This window comes from Mesorhizobium sp. WSM4904 (assembly GCF_029674545.1).
Taxonomy (GTDB): domain Bacteria; phylum Pseudomonadota; class Alphaproteobacteria; order Rhizobiales; family Rhizobiaceae; genus Mesorhizobium.
Window position 1 is genome coordinate 2,964,611 of sequence record NZ_CP121354.1, and the last position, 17,452, is coordinate 2,982,062.

The following is a 17,452-nucleotide window of genomic DNA, read 5'->3' on the forward strand; positions in this document are numbered from 1 at the left end:
CTCAGTGCACCGCCGCATACATGATTTTCTCCTCGGTCGCGTCCTCGATCGCCATCTCCTCGACGATGCGGCCCTGCCGCGCCACCAGGATGCGATCCGAGATGGCGAGGATTTCCGGAAGATAGGAGGAGATGACGACGACGGCTGCGCCTGCATCGGCGAGCTTCTGGATCATCTCGTGGATTTCGGCGATGGCGCCCACGTCGACGCCGCGTGTCGGCTCGTCGAAGATGATCAGTTCCGGAGCCTGGATCAGGCTCTTGGCGATCACCACCTTCTGCTGGTTGCCGCCCGACAGTTCGACGACTTTGGCGTTCTGCCGGATGGTGCGGATGCTGAGCCTGTCGATCCATTCCGCGGCCTCGCGCCGTGCCTGCGACATGGTCACGACCGATGCGGGATTGGCCCGTTTCGCCAGCTTGCCATAGAAAATGTTCTGGGCAATGCCCATCGTGTCGAACAGGCCGTCGAGCTTGCGGTCCTCGGTGATATAGGCGATGCGGTTGTTGATGGCGCTGCGCGGCACGTTGAAGTGCACCGTCTCTCCGTTCAGCTTGATGCGGCCGCCATGGAAGAAATCCCGCTTCAGCACGCCGGAGGCGATCTTCATCATCTCCGTGCGGCCGGCGCCGACCAGCCCGAACATGCCGGTGATCTGACCTGCGAAGATCGACATTGTGGCGCTGCGCACCGCCTTGCCCATGGAGACGTTTTCGAGCGCCAGCACCTTCCTGCCCGCCGGCCGGCCGATGCGCTTCTTGCCGTAGAGCTCGTCCTTCAACTGGCGGCCGACCATGGCCTGCACGATGCGGTCGCGGGTGAAATTCCCGGTCTCGTCGGTGACGACCAGCTCGCCGTCGCGCAGGATCGAGATGCGGTCGGCGACCGCGAGGGCTTCTTCGAGCGCGTGGCTGATGAAGATGATCGAGCCGCCATCGGCCTTCAGCCGCTCGACCAGGGCGAAGAAATGCTGCTTCTCCTCAGGCGTCAATGTGGCCGTCGGCTCGTCGAAGATGAAGATGCGGGCATTGTGCTGCACCGCCCGCGCAATTTCGACCATCTGCTTCTTGGCGGCGCCAAGGGAGGAGACCAGCGCCGTCGGCTCGACGTGAAAGCTCAACCGCTGCAATTGCTGCTGTGCCCGGATGTTGACGCCGCGCAGCCGGTTGAAGAAATTCTCCTCGCCGAGGAAGAGGTTCTGCGCCACAGTCATGGAGGGGATGAGGTTCGTCTCCTGGAAGACCATGGCGACGCCATGCGACAGTGCATCGCCCGGCGATGTGAAGCTGCGTGCCTCGCCTTCCACCAGCATCTCACCGGATGTCAGCGGATAGAGACCGGCGAGGACCTTGGTGAGCGTCGATTTGCCGGCGCCGTTCTCGCCCAGCAGCGCATGGACTTCGCCCTTGCGCAGCGTGAAATTGACGTTCCTGAAGGCGGCAACGCTGCGGAATTCCTTGGTGGCATTCCTGAATTCGACGATGTCGGTCATGACCGGGTGCCTCGCGAAAGGTCCAGGCGGAGCAGGGTGCCGGCGCCGCGCGAGGCGGCATAGAGAAAGCCGTCCATCTCCACAACGGAGGCGATGCCGTGCATCTTTCCGTCGGCACGTGAATGATAGCTCGCGACCGGCGACAGATCGGCATCGAGGCGCACGACCATGCCGTAGGAGCGCGACGGCGCCCAAGGCTTTATGATGCCCATCTGCCGCACGGAGCCGGCCTGCAGCGGCTGTTCCTCGTTGCCGCTCTCGGCAAAGTCCGGGCCGATCCAGGCATCGGGCGGTATGGTCGCCATCATCTCCATGCGGTAGTCGGCCTCGGTGAGCACGAGTTCGGTCAATTGCCGTCGCGGTGCGAACAGGGCGAGCCAGTAGCTGCCATCCGATGATGGAGCGAGCCGGGCAGGGTAAGCGGGCAGTTCGCCCAGCAGGCTCCGAGGGGCTGCGCCGGGCGCCACCGCAACGATCCGGTGCCGCCAGCTTTCCGCCACGGCGACGGCGCCATCGGGCGTATGGGCCAGGCCGTAGGGGAAGGCCAGCCCGCTCTGCACGACATCGGTCTTGCCGCTGGATATGGCATAGCGGATGAGCTCGCCGGTTGTGCCGTGGCTCATCAGGTCGCGCTTCCAGTCCGATATAGGGTGCTGGCGGGAGCCGATGGCGAGCAGCAAGGCATCCTCACCGTCGAACAGGCCGGCGTTGACGCAGGACGTGTATTCGCGCGGAAGGTCGAGCTGTCGCTGCTCGCCCGTCGCCCTGATCAGCTTGAGGCCGGTGGCCTCGACCGCGACGGCGACATCGCCTGTGGGGGAGGCTGCGGTCATCGTAACCGGTCCGTCGAATTGCCGCACGAGCGTAGCGGATTTCGTCTGCAGGTCGATGCGGAACAGGCTGTTGCCGCTGCTGCAATAAAGTCCGGCCGGCGATGCCGCGAGATTGTCGATAGCCGGCAGATCCAGCAGATGTTCGGTCGTATCGAGCAGATTGTTGGGCTTGTAGACGCCGTCCATGGGAGGCACCCTCAGCACATCCTCGTCGCCACGGCCGAGAAAAGCGGAAATGCGGGAAAAGATGCTCATCAGTCCTTCCCCCAATAGTCCTTGCGCGCCGTCCAGCAGGGATCGGCATTCGGCAGGCGGATGCGGCCGATGCGATTGTTGGAGACGCCGCCGAGATAGAGATAGCCCTTGTGCTCGCAGGTCGAAGTGATCGAGGGATGGTTTTCGCCGGCGCGATCCCAGAGCACGTCGAGGATTTCGCCACTTTCGGAAATCTGCACAACGCAGCCGCGATTGACATTGGGAAACAGCCATTCGTCGGCCGCGATCCGCCTGGCCATCCGTTTGCGAAAGCCGGGTTTCTTCATCGCGAGGTCGAACGTCCGGGTCCGGAGACCGAGGAGCGCCACCCAATAGGCGCCGTTCGAGCCGCGATTGATGTTGTCAGGATAGCCGGGCAGGTTGGCGACCAGCACTTCGCGCTTGCCCTTGTGCGGGCCGTCGAACCAGTAACGCGAGATGCGGCAGGCCCAGGTCTCGGCGAAGATCAGCGACTGGCCGTCGCGGCAGATGGTGATGCCGTTCGGGAAGATCAGGCCGCGCAGCAGGGTGCGGGTCCTGCCCGTGCGGGGATCGTGGCAGATCAGCCTGCCATTGCCGCGACCTTCGAGCGCGTCGACCACCCAGTCGGACATTTCGTAGCGGATCGTCGCCTCGCTGAAGAAGATGCGGCCATCCGGCGCGACATCGAGATCGTCGGGCAGCCTCAGGCGGGAATCGTCAATCACCGACAGCCAGCTGCGGTTGGTCTCGTCGGTGACGCGGTCGATCTTGCCGCCCGGGCTGACCTTGTAGACCCCCATGCCGCCGACGCAGGTCAAAAGGTCGCCATTCTGCGCAAAGGACAGGCCGAGCGGATGGCCGCCGATGCGGGCGAAGATCTCATGTCTCCGGTAGTCGGGCGCGAGGAAACGGACGATCGTGCCGTGACGCGTGCCGGTATAGAGATGGTCGTTGCGGTCGAGCACCACGTCTTCCGGCCCTTCGACATCGCCGAGACCGATGATCTCGACATCGGCGAGCCGGTCGTTGAGGGCGAAGGGGTCGTCGGCGGCTTTCCGCCGCTCCGGCAATTCGAGATAGGTGGGCGAGACATAGACCTTGCTCAGGATCTTGCCGCGGTTTTTCACCCATTTCGCGTCGAAGAGCACGGCGAGGATCAGGATCAGGCCGAGCAGCAACTGGTTGACGGAGCCGGGCGTCGACAGCCGGATGAGGCCGTTGGTGAGGATCAGCACCAGGATCGCGCCGATGATGGCGCTGCCGACCGAGCCGCGTCCGCCGCCGAGCGACACGCCGCCCAGCACGACGGCCGTCAGCACCTGGATTTCGAGGCCTACGCCGGTGTCGGCGCCGGTGCTGCCGAGCCGGGCGGAGAACAGGAATGCCGCCACCGCCGTCAGGATGCCTGACGACACATAGGCCATGCAGACGGTCCGCTTGACGTTGATGCCGGCGTTGTAGGCCGATTTACGGGCGCCGCCGACGGCTCTCAGCCGCCAGCCGGGCCTGAGCCGCGACAGCGTGATGTGGATCGCGACGGCGATGACGACGAAGATCAGGAAGGAAACGGGCAAGCCGTGGAAATCGCCGAAGCCGAGCGTGTCCCAGACTGGCGACTCCGGCGTGTTGCCGACGATGGCACTGGCAAGCCTCGGGAAGATGATGTCATAGATGGAGCGGTAGATGACCAGCGTCACAAGCGTGGTGATGAAGGCGCGGAGCCTCAGATACCCGATCAGCACGCCGTTGAGCAGGCCGCACACGAGCCCGGTCACCAGCGTCATTGCTAGCGCCACCGGGAAGGGCAAGCCGAGCACGTTCATGCCGACCAGGGCGGCGAGCACGCAGAGCGCGAACATCGAGCCGACTGAAAGATCGATGCCGCCGGACATGATGACGATGGTGAGCGCCAACGCCACCAGACCGAACTCCGCCAATTGCCGCGAAAGATCGGCGATATAGGCGGCGTTGAGCAGGCCCGGAATGACGGAGGCCATGATGATTGTCACCACCAGCAGGGCGGCGACGGGAATCGCGCTGTCGATCCAGCTCTTCGACAGGATTTCTCCGACCAGGCGGCCGGAGAAATACCTGTAGCGCAATTGTATCAGCGTCTTGCTTTCTGCCATGCTCGCCTACTTCAGCTCATCAAGCGTCCAGCAATTGCGCTGGTTGACGTTCGCCTTGGTGATGAGCGTGAGGGGATTGAAGTACATCGTCTTTGTCTCGCCGGCCGGGCTGTCCGACATCAGCAGGCGGGCGATCTCCTGATTGAGCAAGTCGCCCTGCAGCGGCACGTTGTAGCTGATGTAAAGATTGAACAGGCCCTTGGTGACATTGTCGCAGCCGACTTGATTGCCGCCGCCCGAGGTGACGAGGAAGACCTGGTCGCTTTTGCCCGCTTCCTTGATCGCCGAGGCCGTGCCGGTGTCCTGATTGTCCCAGATACCGATGCCCCCGCAGAGGTCGGGATGCTGCTGCAGCACGGTCGCCATGATCGAGCGCGCCTTTTCCGGATTGTATTCGGTGGCCTGCTGCGACACGACCTGGATGTCGGGATGCTGGCTCAGCACCTTGTAGATGCCGTCGAGCTGGAAGACATCCGACGCCGCGGTCGGCACGCCGGTGTCGATGGCGATCTTGGTGGAGACGCCTTTGCCCTTGTCGCACTTGTCGACGATCGCCTCGGCTGCCTTCTGGCCGATCTCGGTCCAGTCGGCGCCGACATAGGAATCAGTCGTGGTATTGGATTCGAGATTGATCTGGACGATCTTGATTCCGGCAGCCTGCGCCTGCTTCAAGAGCCGCGCATAGGACTGGATATCCGGATTGTGGATGACCATCAGGTCGGGCTTTTCTGTGATCAGCGACTGGATCGCCTTGGTGCCGGCGTCGGTGCTCCAGGCCGGATCACGGATCTCGAACTTGTAGCCGAGACGGTCGGCCTGCTTGCGCATCTGCGCCGCCCAGCCCTCGGTCAGGTCGAAGCCCATGGAAAGCGGCACGAACACCACTTTCTTGTCCTTCATCGACGTGTGGAACGTGGTGCTGCGCGGGTTTTCGAGACCCCTGTCCTGTGCGGCGGACCAGCCGAGCCCAGCGGCGACCATGACGGCTGCGAGGGCGATTGTCTTCAAGGCACGTTGCATATTCTCCTCCCTAGTTATCTTCAGCTACAAAGATCAAAGGTCTCCGGCCTGCGACGTCTGTTCGTCGCGTGGGTTGACAATGGAATCGGCCACGATTGCCAGAAGCAGAACCACGCCTTTCACGAGGTTCTGGATGGTGTAGTCGATGTTCATGATCGTCATGCCGTTGAGCAGGATGCCGACGAAGACCGTGCCCAGAATGACGTTTCGAATGCTGCCGTGGCCGCCATTGAGGCCGATGCCGCCGAGCACGACGACCAGCAGGATGTCGTAGATCATCGTCGAATTGAATAGCCGGGCATTGATCGCATTGGCCGACGAGGCGAGGATCAGCCCGGCGACGAAAGCGATGAAGGCGCTGATGGCATACTGGGCGACGATCATCGGCCGCATCGGGACGCCGGTGGTGCGGGCCGCATTCGGATTGTCGCCCATCGCATAGATCATCCACCCGAAGCGTGTTCGCGACAGGATGAACTGGAACAGCGCACACAGCAGCAGGAAGGCGATCACGGTGACGGGAATGCCCAAGACGTTGCCCTGGCCTATCAATGCGAACCAGTCGGTGTTGACGGGCACGTTCTGCATTTCGAGCGCGAAGAAGAAGGTGCGGCCGGTTCCATAGATTACTGAACCCGCAGCCAGTGTGGCGAAGATCGGCGGCACGTCGCCGAAGGCGATCAGCGCGCCGATGATTACGCCGGAAAGGATGGCAAAACCTGCGCCGATCAGAAGCGCCAGAACGAAGGGATAGCCGGCGGCGGTGATCACGAAAGCCCAGGATACCGAGACGACCATGATCGCGATCATCGACACGTCGATGCCGCGCGCGATCACCACCAGCGCCATCCCCAAGGCGAGGATGCCGAGGATCGAGACGCTGCGCACCAGCACCAACAGATTGCCGGCGCTCAGAAATCCCGGCAGCAGCACCGAGAACAGCACGAAAGCAATCACGGCGAGCGTGAAGACGATGCCTTCCTGCGTGGCAATGATCCCGCGAACGAAGCCTGTCTTCGATGGATTGGGCTGATCGGAGCTGGCGACGGACATCGAACTCAGCCCCCGAAAAGCTTGGCGATCGCCGGCACACTGAGAAGTGCGGCATAGTACCCCATGAATTGCATGCCGGTGTTGAAGCCGATGATCCGGTAAAGCAGTCCGCCGACAAGACCGATCGCGAGGATGACAGCGAGCGCCAGCAGCCCGCCTTCCCACAGCCCGATCACCAGGACCAGGCCGACAAAGGTCCCGATAATCGCTTCATGGCTGACGTAGCGCGACACGAAGGCGGCGGCGGTGCGCGCATGGTTCATCGCGAAGGGATAGGCGATCAGCGCAGCGATCGCGACACCGATCAATCCATAGACGAGAAACTCAAAGGGCGTCAGGAGATTATGGAGGTTATTCACGGCACCGGTCGCGGCATCCACCGTGAAACGGGGGGCTGCGTTGTAGAGTGGCGCGGCCGGGCCTGCGGCGACCGGGCTGAGCGGCAGGCCGAAGGCGACCAATGGGATGAGGGCTTCTCGCACGTCGACCAGGAGATGGACGATCACCATCGGACCGCGAGGGGAGGACCTGAAGACATGGACCTCGACGTCACGGCAACCGCCGCCAAAGCCGACGAGGATAGCGTCCTTCGCATTGGCGCAGTCGACAATTCGATCCTTGGCAGCCAGGATATTGATGCGGACTCCATGTGGATCGCGGATCTGCGCCCTCATGACGGGCGCCGTGCTCGAGGTCGTGAACCCGCCCCCGGAACGCGCGATCCGTGCCATATAAGACGCGGCCGCCACCACGGATGGCTCTTCAACCGCCATCGGGATCAGGTAGTCGCGTCCGTTGACCTGGAAATTCGTGGCAATGCCGAGCGGCAACGCGAAGGTGCCGATCACGTTTTCGATCATGCCATTGGCCCGATGGATGTCGAGCGCGCCGTCCCCGGAAAGGGTTGCTTTCTCGGCATCGGAGAGCGAGACAGCCGCGGCAACTGCCAGCCGTTCGGCAGGCGAAAGGTTGCGCATATTTTCAAGTCGCGAATTGATGGATGGGCGCTGTACGCCCTTGTTCACGTCGGCCAAAGCCGCCTCCCACGTGAATTTTTTTGGATCCTCTTGATGGAGTTATCACCACTTTGGTACCCTAAAGAAAAGGTACACTTTAAGAATATTGTCTGAAATTGTACCCATGGGAGGGATGTGTTTGAGGAACGCGATAGCTGCACCCGCTAGAGGGCCCACCTTGGCGGAAACGGTCGTGGCGAAGTTGCGCGAAGACATTGTCTCCGGCGCGCTTCCCCCCGGAAGCCGCCTTCTTTCCATCCGCAAAGCCGCCGAGGCTTTTCAGGTTTCCAAGAATACGATCGTCGAGGCCTACGACCGATTGGCGGCCGCCGAATTGGTCGCGGCGCGCAAAGGATCCGGCTTCGTCGTGGTCTTCGCGCCCGATGGAACACAGAGACCGAAACATGTCACCGAAGCCGTAGATATTGCTTCGCTCCTCAGCGCGCAGCTCGACCAGGACTTTCAGATCCGTGTCGGTGACGGTCGGCCGCCGCCGTCATGGACCGAGCAGTCGGAGATCAGGCGGCATCTCGCGTCTCCAGGGCGAAGCTTGCTGGCCGAGTCGGACGCCTATGGCTCGGCGCTTGGCTTTCAGCCGCTCCGCCAGCAGATCGCAAGCCGCCTTGGGGCACAGCACATCGACGCTCGTGACGAGAACATCCTGACGACGTTCGGCGCGAACCACGCGCTCGATCTCATCATCCGCAGCATGCTGGTCGCCGGCGACGCGGTCCTCGTCGACGAGCCAGGCTATTATCCTCTCTTCGCCAAACTGGCCTTGGCCCAGGTCCGGATGGTCGGCATACGTCGAAATCCGGACGGACCTGATATCGCGGATCTCACCGCCAAGCTGATATCCGAACGGCCAAAGCTGTTTTTTACCCAGTCGCTCGGACACAATCCGACGGGCGGTTCGATCGCCTTGCCAGTCGCCCACGCAGTGCTCACGGCGGCACTGCGATACAACCTGGTCATCGTCGAAGACGATCCATTCGCCGATTTGCCGTCCCCGTCGATTCACAGGCTTGCGACGCTTGATCAGCTGAACAATGTCATATCCGTCGGTACGTTTGCGAAGACGCTGTCCGCCAGCCTGCGCTCCGGGTTCATCGCCGCCCGTCCGGACAGGATCGCGGCGCTTGCCGAACTCAAGATGCTTACGACAGTCAACAGTTCCGGGCATATTGAACGCCTGTTGCACCGGTTGATAGCGGAAGGCCACTACGACCGGCACCTCAAGCGCCTATGGCAGCGGATTGAAAGCGCCTCCAGCAAGGTTCAGGAGAAACTCCATCTTGGTGGCTGGGCGACCTATTCGGATCAAACCACAGGCTATTACCAATACCTGCTTCTGCCTGAAGGTGTCAGCGACCTAGATCTGGCCCGGGACGGCGCCAAGGAGGGCATCTTCATCGCACCCGGAAGCGTTTTCTGTGTCGACAAACAAACCCCGCTAGCACGGGGGATCCGGATCAACGTTTCGCGTGCCGATGATCCTCGCTTTTACGATTTCCTTCTGCGCAATTTATAAGCTCCGGAAAATGGCCGTCGAGCTCCGCCCCTCGTTGCTCGGCTCGACGGCCCATGCGCGAGCTTGGGAGGATGCGCGCACATCGAGTATAAGCGACAGCCGGCGCAGCGGACACAAGCGTGATTGGCATAGTCCAGAAAAAAGCACCTCAGATTGGTAAAGTGCTTTGATCCGAACTCTAGTGATCCACGGTTTGCTTCCTGATCCCGTTCGATGAGCCGGGACTCCGATCATCACCCATGCGAGCGAGAATTGCTGTAGGAGAGATACCTACCGCAACTTCACAACGAACTCGTTTAGACTTACTGTTTCTTAAATTCTTGCGCCTGCCAGATATCTCGCATTTTTGAGTACGCTTTTTCGTTGATCTTCTTCGGGGGGAAGAATGTTTGGACGATCCACGCTCGTACTTGCCTGCATCGCTTTGAGTTTCGGCGTCGCCAACGCGGCGGATTCCCGTTGCGTGGTCACGAGCTACAATCCGGTCAAGGGAATTCCGCCGGGTTACGCGGAGAGCCAAGGCTTCAAGGGCCGCTTCGATTATCCGAAAACCACCAGTGAGCAGCCGCCGGACTTTCTCGCGAACAAGGACTTCAGGGCCGACTGGCGCGGATACATGAATGCCGTCCTTGATTATGCCTTCGAGGGCAATGAAGACGGTACGGAAGCTGGCGTCCCGACCTCCTTCCGTCATCCATGAAAATACCAAGCGCAAATGGTATCGATGGACCGGGGAGACTCGGGACGGGAGTTTCTGCACGGTCTGACCTCCGAGCGTCCGACACGGCCCAATCAGCTTGGCGATGGAGTTCTGGGAGGCGACCCACCAACTGCTTCATGAGTTGGAGCGCAGCGTTCTCGCTTGCGGTCTAGAAGAGCGTCTCCGCAACGTTTCATCGGAAGAGTGTCCGGGATCTGGAAGTTGCTTCTTTTCTCTCCAAGTAGGTCCAAAACCGAGTTTGCGGCATGGCGTCCCAACGGACCGTTCAATCGGCCCTTCCAACCCATTTCGGGACGACCGTCCCAGCCGTAGGTGACGCCCTTCAGCTGGGCGTTGACGACGCTCTCCTTCAGCGCGTCGTTTGCCGTCGCGTTTGCGTCGTCGCCCCACATCAGCCCAACCGGTTTCAGTCGGCGCCAGGGATCCGATGACGCCACATCAGCAGCGTAAACGAATGTCCCGAAAACCCAACCGCTGGGTCCAGCTCTTGGATCACGAACCGCAATATCGATCTGAAGGAGATGCAGCGGCTGAACGCGCTTTGTAGGGTCGGCAGTGTTCCATCGCCGCTCCGGTCAAAATGGTCCCTCTCCATGCGGCGCATCATCCGGCACGGCTTCATGCGCCACGAGCTCCCTGTCGAACTTGAGGACGGCTCCATCGTGGCAAGCACGTCATCCGCCAGCCAGCATAGGCTTGTCTGGCCGCCGCCGAGCTTCTTCTCCGGCAGCAGGTTCGTCTCGCGCAGATTGTCCGGCACCATCTTCTTGTGGCCGCGGCGAGTCTGGAGGAACAGCCGGTCCGCGGTTATGGGCGACGGGATGTCCTCTTCCAGCACGATGGGTGTCGGCGATCGGGTCACCGACAGCAGCGCCTACTCCCTTGCCGCGCATGGGTGAGCACGCACGGGCGCTTCGCATAGCCAGCAAGACCTCTACGGTCGAAATGGCTGTTCAGAGTGCGCCTGCCTTTGGCGAAGCAAATCGTTGTTGACAGGCGTCGGCCCTTCCATATAGTCTTGGTATATACCAATGATCGCGACCGAGGGGAGGACGTCTCTACGCTCGAAAAGCACCGCAGAGCGGGAAATCCCGCCTGCAGGAGCATCTCGACTTTGCCCCGTCGCGCAGTCGAGCTTCGCATCGGCAGTTGTCCTCGCGGTCCATTGGTATATCCCAAAGGGCGGTCGGATCTCGCTGCGCGAAAAGTGAGTCGCGTCGTTCGTGGGAGCCCGGGATCTTTGAGCCAGAAGCCCGTTGGTGAGCATTTCACTGGTATCTACCAATCGGTAATGCCGTAAACAAGAGGGAGACTGGAATGAATATCCCACACAAGAGGTTCGCGGTGATTGCCGCTGCGGCCGTCATGATCGCCGGAGCGGGTTTGCCCGCACGAGCGGCGGACGTGGTGATTGTCGCAAACGGTGGCCCGCCCCAGGACGCCCACCGCCAAGCGATGTGGCAACCCGCCTCAAAGGCCCTCGGAATGACATTCGACGAGGACACTTCCCAGAGTTGGACCGAGGCCAAGGCGCAGGTCGATTCTGGTTCCGTCACCTGGGACATAGTGAACTTGAACATGGGCGAGGTGCCGCAGGCGGTTGCGGCGGGCATCTTGGTCAAGCTGCCTGCGGACATCGTTGACCGGACCCACTACGCTCCTGGTTCCGTGAACGACTACTGCATGGGAAACACAGTGTTCTCCATGGTCATCGCTTACAATACAGCCAAGTTCGGGAACAACGGGCCGAAGAACATGGTGGACTTCTTCGACGTGACGAAGTTTCCTGGCAAGAGGGCGCTGCTCCGCAGCCCGAGAAGCAATGTTGAGGCTGGTGCTCTCGCGTTGGGCCATTCTCAGAGCGAGCTATACAGCTACCTGCAGACGGACGATGGGCAGAAGGCTGTGCTCGACAAGCTCGCCGATCTGAAACCGACTGTCACTTGGTGGGACAGCGGTTCCCAACTAACTCAACTTATCAAGGACGGGGAAGTCGACCTGGCTTACGGTTTGGATGGTCGCATCAATGCGGCGATCGATGCCGGCGCGCCGTGGAAGATCGTCTATCAGGACGGGCTGCTCAGTGTTGATTGCTACGCAATCCTCAAGGGAAGTCCGCATCCCGAAAACGCTCTCAAGTTCCTCAAAGAGATCCTCAAGCCTCAATACACCAAGGACATGGTGAAGTACGTCGCCTACGGCCCCGCCGACCTGACGGCCTACGACGGCATGGACCCGAAGGTCCTTTCGAGGTTGACTCTGGCGCCGAAGAATCTGGTCGGTCAGTATCCTCAGGATGTGGACTTCTGGGGAAAGAGCGGGGCCAAGCTGTCGGAAGCGTTCGACGCGATGCTTGTGAAGTAGTGAAGACGGCCTTGGTGGCGGAGCTTCCGCCACCAAGGCCAACTCTAAAAAGCAGCCAAGTCTCGAGCACGCCCACCAAACCTCAAGTGCCGAGATAGATCACTTCATCGCCGCGGTCCTAGTCGTCTCGAACAGCGTCGGTCATGGTCCCGCGTCAGGAGACCGGCGACGAAGGGGAGGGAACCGTCAGGCGCTCGCGCAACAACCGGATACCGCAAGTGCTCAGGTCCAGGGCGACGACGTCTACCACCCTTCGAAGGCGTCCCCGATCGGCGGAAGCGAGGTTCGGGGCGACTGGCCACGCGTCGAAGCAGACGACAGCATGTCAGCCTGGATACGCCGCTAAAGCACCTTGCTAAGAAATGCGAGTTGCTCCCGCTCCTGGAATGAGCCGCCACCTTCATGATCATTGAAGGTGTAGGACTTGATCTCCTTGTCGCCCGCATAGGCGTTGAACGCCGCGTAGACCGTTGATGGCGGGCAGACCGTGTCCATCACCGCCACGGAGAACAGGGCTTTGGCCTTCGCTCTGCGCACGTGGTTGACGACATCAAAGTAGTTGAGCGTGGCGAAGGCAATTTCCACCATATCGCGGTGAACGGAGAGGTAGCGTGACACTTCGCCATAGCGATCGCGCGGCGCGAGTCCGACGGCTCTCGGAAAATCGCAGAGGAACGGGACGTCGGCTACCACCGCGTTGACGCTGGGATCGAGGCTCGCAGCGGCCAGCGCCAGCGCACCCCCCTGACTCCCGCCGGCTGTCGCAATCCGCGCCGGATCAATCTCGGCTCGGCTTCGCAACGCCTCGATGGCGCGCACGGCGTCGGTGAACACACGTCGGTAAAAATAGGTCTGCGGGCTCCCGATCCCTCGCGTCATGAACCCCGCATGCGACGAGTCCGACCCGATGGGATCGGGCGTTGCACCGACCGACCAGCCACCGCCCTGGCCGCGCGTATCCATCACCAGCAGCGGCCGCCCGGAAATAGGCCATAGCAAATGGTCCTGCGGGAAACCGCGGCCGCCGTTGTAGCCGATGAACTTCACCACAGCACCAGCGTCAAATGCGTTGCGCGGCTTGATATACCACCCCTTGATCGGATGCCCGCCCCAGCCGGCGAAGGTTACATCGAACACCTCGACTAGCGGGAGTCCGGCATCAACTAGCTCGAACGTCGCGTTAAGCGGCAGCGATCTCGCCTCAGCTAGGGTGGTCGACCAAAACGCGTCGAAATCGGTTGGTGGCACGATGCTGCTGCAATAGGACGGCAGGTCTGCGGCATTGAAATCGAAGAACGGCATTCACTTCTCCAAAATCGGTTCGGCAACCAATCGAGGTTGGCAGACCCCGAAAGTCACAATCAGTTCTGACCGCGGGCGCCCCGGCGCGGATGGCCGATGGGGGCAGCGGCTCGACGGGGCTTCAGCACCGCCCCCGCCCCGTCGGCAGCGCCGAGAAGTAACCGGAAGCTGAGAAATCATCGCCATGACGAACGTTCGCGACGCATCCTCCTAGGCCGACGTCCGGGCGAGCCCGTCACCAATCCATCACCACCTTACCCGAACTGCCGCTCCGCATCGCGTCGAAGCCAACCTGAAAATCGTCGATCCCGATCCGGTGCGTGATCAGTCCCGACACGTCGAGTGGCCCCTGAACGAGCGCGATCATCTTGTACCAGGTCTCGAACATCTCACGGCCGTAGATGCCTTTGAGATGCAGCATCTTGAAGATGACCTTGTTCCAGTCGATCTCGAAGCCGGTAGGCGCGATGCCCAAAATGGCGATCTTGCCGCCATTGTTCATGGTGTCGATCATGTCGCGGAAGGCGGGTGCGGCGCCTGACATCTCCAGGCCGACATCGAACCCTTCGCTCATGCCGATCGAGGGCATCACGTCGCGCAGCAGCTTCTCCTTCGAAGCATCGACGACATGCTGCACGCCGAGCTTGCGCGCCAGGTCCAGCCGGATCGGGTTGATGTCGGTGATGACGACTTTTCGCGCGCCGACGCACTGCGCCACCAGCGCGCCCATGATGCCGATCGGGCCGGCGCCGGTGACCAGCACGTCCTCGCCCACCAGATCGAAGGACAGTGCGGTGTGAACCGCATTGCCCAGCGGATCGAAGATCGCCGCGATCTCATCCGGCACGTCATCGGGGATCGGCACGACATTGTGCTGCGGGATGACCATGTACTCGCCGAAGGCGCCGGGGCGGTTGACGCCGACGCCCAGTGTGTTGCGGCAGAGATGCCCTCGCCCGGCGCGGCAGTTGCGGCAATGGCCGCAGACGATGTGACCCTCGCCCGAGACGCGCTGGCCGACCTTGTATTCGGTGACCGCGGCGCCGAAATCGGCGACCGTGCCGACGAATTCATGGCCCGTCACCATCGGCACCGGCACGGTCTTTTGCGCCCACTGATCCCAATTGTAGATGTGGACGTCGGTGCCGCAGATCGCGGTTTTCTTGACCTTGATCAGCACGTCGTTGGGGCCGATCTCCGGCACCGGCACCTCTTCCATCCAGATGCCGGGCTCGGCCTTGGCCTTCACCAGCGCCTTCATCATGTTGGACATTCTTGTGTTCCTTGAATCGCTTGATCCGGTACCGTTTTTCGGTGCCAGCCGGTCACGAAATCACGCCCAGTTCCTTGCCAACCTCGCCAAACGCTTCGACCGCGCGGTCGATGTCGGCGCTGGAATGGGCGGCCGACATCTGCGTGCGGATACGCGCCTGACCCTTCGGCACCACCGGGAAGGAGAAGCCGATGACATAGATGCCGCGCTTCAGCATGCGCGCGGCCATCTCCTGCGCCAAGGCGGCGTCGCCCAGCATCACCGGAATGATCGGGTGATCGGCGCCGGCAAGCGTAAAGCCGAGCTTGCCCATCCTGGAGCGGAAGCGATCCGCATTGGCATATAGGCGCTGGCGCAAGGCGTCGCCGTGGCGGATCAGGTCGAACACCTTGATCGAGGCGCCGGCGATAGCCGGCATCAGCGTGTTGGAGAAGAGATAGGGCCGCGAGCGTTGGCGCAGCCAGTCGACCACCTGCCTCTTGCCGGACGTGTAGCCGCCGGAGGCGCCGCCCAGCGCCTTGCCGAGCGTGCCGGTGATGATGTCCACCCTGCCCTCGACACCGCAGTGCTCGGCCGAGCCGCGGCCGTTCCTGCCAACGAAACCGACCGCGTGGCTGTCGTCGACCATCACCATCGCATCGTATTTCTCGGCCAAATCGCAGACGCCGCGCAGATTGGCGATGATGCCGTCCATCGAAAACACGCCGTCGGTGGCGATCAGCCGGAAGCGGCAGTCCTTCGCCTCCTTCAGCCGGGCCTCGAGATCGGCCATGTCGTTGTTGGCGTAGCGGAAGCGCTTGGCCTTGGAGAGCCTGACCCCGTCGATGATCGAGGCGTGGTTCAGCGCGTCGGAGATGATGGCGTCCTCCTCGCCAAGCAGCGTCTCGAACAGGCCGCCATTGGCGTCGAAGCAGGAAGAGTAGAGTATGGTGTCCTCCATGCCGAGGAAGGACGAGATCGTCGCCTCGAGCTCCTTATGCTCTTCCTGCGTGCCGCAGATGAAGCGCACCGAAGCCATGCCATAGCCATAGCGGTCGAGCGCATGCTTTGCCGCGTCGCGCAGGTTCAGGCTGTCGGCGAGGCCGAGATAGTTGTTGGCGCAGAAGTTCAGCACCTTTTCGCCGCCGACCTCGATCTCGGCGGACTGCATGGAGGAAATCACCCGCTCGGATTTGTAGAGCCCGGCCGATTTCAGGTCTTGGAGCTCGCTGTCGATATGGGAAAGGAAAGTCTGACTCATGCGCACATCCGCTCCTCGGTGGACGGATCAGGACTCTGATGCGCGTACAGGATCTCGTTGTAGGAGCCGACAATGCCCAGGTTTAGCGAGCCGTTGACGCCGAGCTTGTCGTCATCTGCCGGCGAGGAAACGGCAAAGCTGTGGGCCAGCTTCCCATAAACGAGGACAGAACGGTATGCACCGGTCTGTTTGGCCTCATCGAGGCGACGGAGTAGAGCGCTGCGCATGTCGGCGCTACGTGCCGCGACACGATCGGTCAAGTTCTGATCGCCTTGACGGTGGGCATTTGAGATTCTCCGTGGACAGCAGCAAACGGTCAGATGCCCGGCTTCAAGTAGTTGCCAGCAGGAGCTGCTTTCATGAACTGCGGCACCGGAGACGCCTCGCCAATGTAGACGCGGGCAGGTCGCGTGACGATGAATGCTACGTACTCTGCAACGTCCTCGGGTTGGAGCAGTTTCGAGTGATCATCGACATGGTTTTCGGCTCGCTGTTGAGTATCGACGGCTCCCGGGCAGAGCGCGGTGGCCTTGACGCCGAATTCGATTCCTTCGGAATCGGTCGTCTGGGTGAAGCCAAGCATGCCAAACTTCGACGCGGCGTACGCGCCGAATTTCGCAGAGGCCACTTTGCCGGCACGCGAGACGATATTGACGATATGGCCGCTTCGGCGGTCACACATATGCTGAAAGAAGGCTTGTGTACAAAGGAATGTGCCCTTGAGATTGATCGCCATCATCCAATCCCAGTCTTCCTCTCTTATGTTGGGAATGGCGTTGTGGATCGCCACGCCGGCGTTGTTTACCAGGATGTCCACCGCACCGAAGCGATCGAACGCAGCCTGCGCCAAGGCCGTGACCTGAGATTTATGCTGGATGTCGGTAAGGACGGCCAGCGCACCGGGACCACTCGCCCGGACCTCTGCTGCCACTGCTTCGATCTGGTCCATTTCGGGCGCCGCGAGAACGATGTTACAACCTTCCCTGGCGAGTGCGAGAGCGGTGGCGCGTCCGATACCCCGGCCAGCGCCTGTGATGACGGCGGTTTTGCCTTCCAATTTCACGAAAGATCACCTTTAACGTTGAGATCCCTGTTGCGGCCGTGCTGCAGGGGGGATGTTGAGGGTTAGTCCTGAGCGTCACAGTGATAGCGGCGAGGTTGGGTGCGAACTGCATCAGCGCTATTCAATGCTCCTTTGTCATTGGTATATACCAAATTGTCAAGGGCTTTGCTGCCAAATC

15 protein-coding genes are annotated in these 17,452 nt (G+C 61.5%); 3 read left to right on the forward strand and 12 right to left on the reverse strand.

The window, feature by feature from the left end:
- Position 1: 1 nt before the first annotated feature.
- Genes QAZ47_RS14200 through QAZ47_RS14225 form a run of 6 tightly spaced genes read right to left on the reverse strand, consistent with a single transcriptional unit; the run spans position 2 to position 7,789 of the window.
- Positions 2-1,492 (reverse strand): sugar ABC transporter ATP-binding protein, encoded by a 1,491-nt coding sequence (locus tag QAZ47_RS14200; protein ID WP_278207374.1) that lies wholly within the window; start codon positions 1,490-1,492, stop codon positions 2-4.
- A complete protein-coding gene (locus QAZ47_RS14205; protein WP_278207375.1) occupies positions 1,489-2,580 on the reverse strand; it encodes a hypothetical protein in 1,092 nt (363 codons plus the stop codon). The genes QAZ47_RS14200 and QAZ47_RS14205 overlap by 4 nt, the downstream gene beginning before the upstream one ends.
- Positions 2,580-4,691 (reverse strand): SMP-30/gluconolactonase/LRE family protein, encoded by a 2,112-nt coding sequence (locus QAZ47_RS14210; protein ID WP_278207376.1) that lies wholly within the window; start codon positions 4,689-4,691, stop codon positions 2,580-2,582. Before QAZ47_RS14210 ends, QAZ47_RS14205 begins: the two co-directional genes overlap by 1 nt.
- 6 nt (positions 4,692-4,697) lie before the next feature.
- Positions 4,698-5,699, reverse strand: coding sequence for a sugar ABC transporter substrate-binding protein (locus QAZ47_RS14215; protein ID WP_278207377.1), 1,002 nt, complete (start codon positions 5,697-5,699; stop codon positions 4,698-4,700).
- 45 nt (positions 5,700-5,744) lie between these two features.
- On the reverse strand, positions 5,745-6,764 hold the full coding sequence (locus QAZ47_RS14220; protein WP_278207378.1) for an ABC transporter permease: 1,020 nt from the start codon (positions 6,762-6,764) through the stop codon (positions 5,745-5,747).
- Positions 6,765-6,769: 5 nt separating this feature from the next.
- The gene (locus tag QAZ47_RS14225; RefSeq protein WP_278207843.1) at positions 6,770-7,789 is read right to left on the reverse strand and encodes a hypothetical protein; all 1,020 of its coding nucleotides are present in this window, start codon (positions 7,787-7,789) and stop codon (positions 6,770-6,772) included.
- Between the two features lie 124 nt (positions 7,790-7,913).
- Between QAZ47_RS14225 and QAZ47_RS14230 the strand changes: the two genes are divergently transcribed.
- Together QAZ47_RS14230 and QAZ47_RS14235 are read left to right on the forward strand one after the other, a co-directional pair.
- Positions 7,914-9,311 (forward strand): PLP-dependent aminotransferase family protein, encoded by a 1,398-nt coding sequence (locus QAZ47_RS14230; RefSeq protein WP_278233623.1) that lies wholly within the window; start codon positions 7,914-7,916, stop codon positions 9,309-9,311.
- 385 nt (positions 9,312-9,696) lie between these two features.
- The gene (locus QAZ47_RS14235; RefSeq protein WP_278207380.1) at positions 9,697-10,011 is read left to right on the forward strand and encodes a hypothetical protein; all 315 of its coding nucleotides are present in this window, start codon (positions 9,697-9,699) and stop codon (positions 10,009-10,011) included.
- 427 nt (positions 10,012-10,438) lie between these two features.
- Here QAZ47_RS14235 and QAZ47_RS32105 read toward each other — a convergent pair whose 3' ends face one another.
- Complete coding sequence (locus QAZ47_RS32105) at positions 10,439-10,894, reverse strand: hypothetical protein (protein ID WP_347566943.1); 456 nt, start codon at positions 10,892-10,894, stop codon at positions 10,439-10,441.
- A gap of 455 nt (positions 10,895-11,349) precedes the next feature.
- Here QAZ47_RS32105 and QAZ47_RS14245 point away from each other — a divergent pair, with 455 nt between their 5' ends.
- Positions 11,350-12,396 (forward strand): ABC transporter substrate-binding protein, encoded by a 1,047-nt coding sequence (locus tag QAZ47_RS14245; protein WP_278207381.1) that lies wholly within the window; start codon positions 11,350-11,352, stop codon positions 12,394-12,396.
- Positions 12,397-12,738: 342 nt separating this feature from the next.
- Here the strand turns inward: QAZ47_RS14245 and QAZ47_RS14250 are convergent, their stop codons facing one another.
- From QAZ47_RS14250 to QAZ47_RS14270, 5 genes are all read right to left on the reverse strand, one after another.
- Positions 12,739-13,698 carry an acetylxylan esterase gene (locus tag QAZ47_RS14250; protein WP_278233624.1) on the reverse strand — a complete coding sequence of 320 codons (960 nt, stop codon included), beginning with the start codon at positions 13,696-13,698 and terminating at the stop codon, positions 12,739-12,741.
- A 235-nt stretch (positions 13,699-13,933) separates the two neighbouring features.
- Positions 13,934-14,971 carry an L-threonine 3-dehydrogenase gene (tdh, locus tag QAZ47_RS14255; RefSeq protein ID WP_278207383.1) on the reverse strand — a complete coding sequence of 346 codons (1,038 nt, stop codon included), beginning with the start codon at positions 14,969-14,971 and terminating at the stop codon, positions 13,934-13,936.
- Between the two features lie 52 nt (positions 14,972-15,023).
- Positions 15,024-16,211 (reverse strand): glycine C-acetyltransferase, encoded by a 1,188-nt coding sequence (locus QAZ47_RS14260; protein WP_278207384.1) that lies wholly within the window; start codon positions 16,209-16,211, stop codon positions 15,024-15,026.
- The gene (locus QAZ47_RS14265; RefSeq protein WP_278207385.1) at positions 16,208-16,471 is read right to left on the reverse strand and encodes a hypothetical protein; all 264 of its coding nucleotides are present in this window, start codon (positions 16,469-16,471) and stop codon (positions 16,208-16,210) included. Before QAZ47_RS14265 ends, QAZ47_RS14260 begins: the two co-directional genes overlap by 4 nt.
- A gap of 56 nt (positions 16,472-16,527) precedes the next feature.
- Positions 16,528-17,274 (reverse strand): SDR family oxidoreductase, encoded by a 747-nt coding sequence (locus tag QAZ47_RS14270; RefSeq protein WP_278207386.1) that lies wholly within the window; start codon positions 17,272-17,274, stop codon positions 16,528-16,530.
- Positions 17,275-17,452: the final 178 nt, after the last annotated feature.

Excerpts from the sequence above, each read along its gene's own strand:
- QAZ47_RS14200 (WP_278207374.1), bottom strand. The coding sequence starts at position 1,492 with ATGACCGACATCGTCGAATTCAGGAATGCCACCAAGGAATTCCGCAGC.
- QAZ47_RS14205 (WP_278207375.1), bottom strand. The coding sequence starts at position 2,580 with ATGAGCATCTTTTCCCGCATTTCCGCTTTTCTCGGCCGTGGCGACGAG.
- QAZ47_RS14210 (WP_278207376.1), bottom strand. The coding sequence starts at position 4,691 with ATGGCAGAAAGCAAGACGCTGATACAATTGCGCTACAGGTATTTCTCC.
- QAZ47_RS14220 (WP_278207378.1), bottom strand. The coding sequence starts at position 6,764 with ATGTCCGTCGCCAGCTCCGATCAGCCCAATCCATCGAAGACAGGCTTC.
- QAZ47_RS14230 (WP_278233623.1), top strand. The coding sequence starts at position 7,914 with ATGTGTTTGAGGAACGCGATAGCTGCACCCGCTAGAGGGCCCACCTTG.
- QAZ47_RS14235 (WP_278207380.1), top strand. The coding sequence starts at position 9,697 with ATGTTTGGACGATCCACGCTCGTACTTGCCTGCATCGCTTTGAGTTTC.
- QAZ47_RS14245 (WP_278207381.1), top strand. The coding sequence starts at position 11,350 with ATGAATATCCCACACAAGAGGTTCGCGGTGATTGCCGCTGCGGCCGTC.
- QAZ47_RS14250 (WP_278233624.1), bottom strand. The coding sequence starts at position 13,698 with ATGCCGTTCTTCGATTTCAATGCCGCAGACCTGCCGTCCTATTGCAGC.
- tdh (WP_278207383.1), bottom strand. The coding sequence starts at position 14,971 with ATGTCCAACATGATGAAGGCGCTGGTGAAGGCCAAGGCCGAGCCCGGC.
- QAZ47_RS14260 (WP_278207384.1), bottom strand. The coding sequence starts at position 16,211 with ATGAGTCAGACTTTCCTTTCCCATATCGACAGCGAGCTCCAAGACCTG.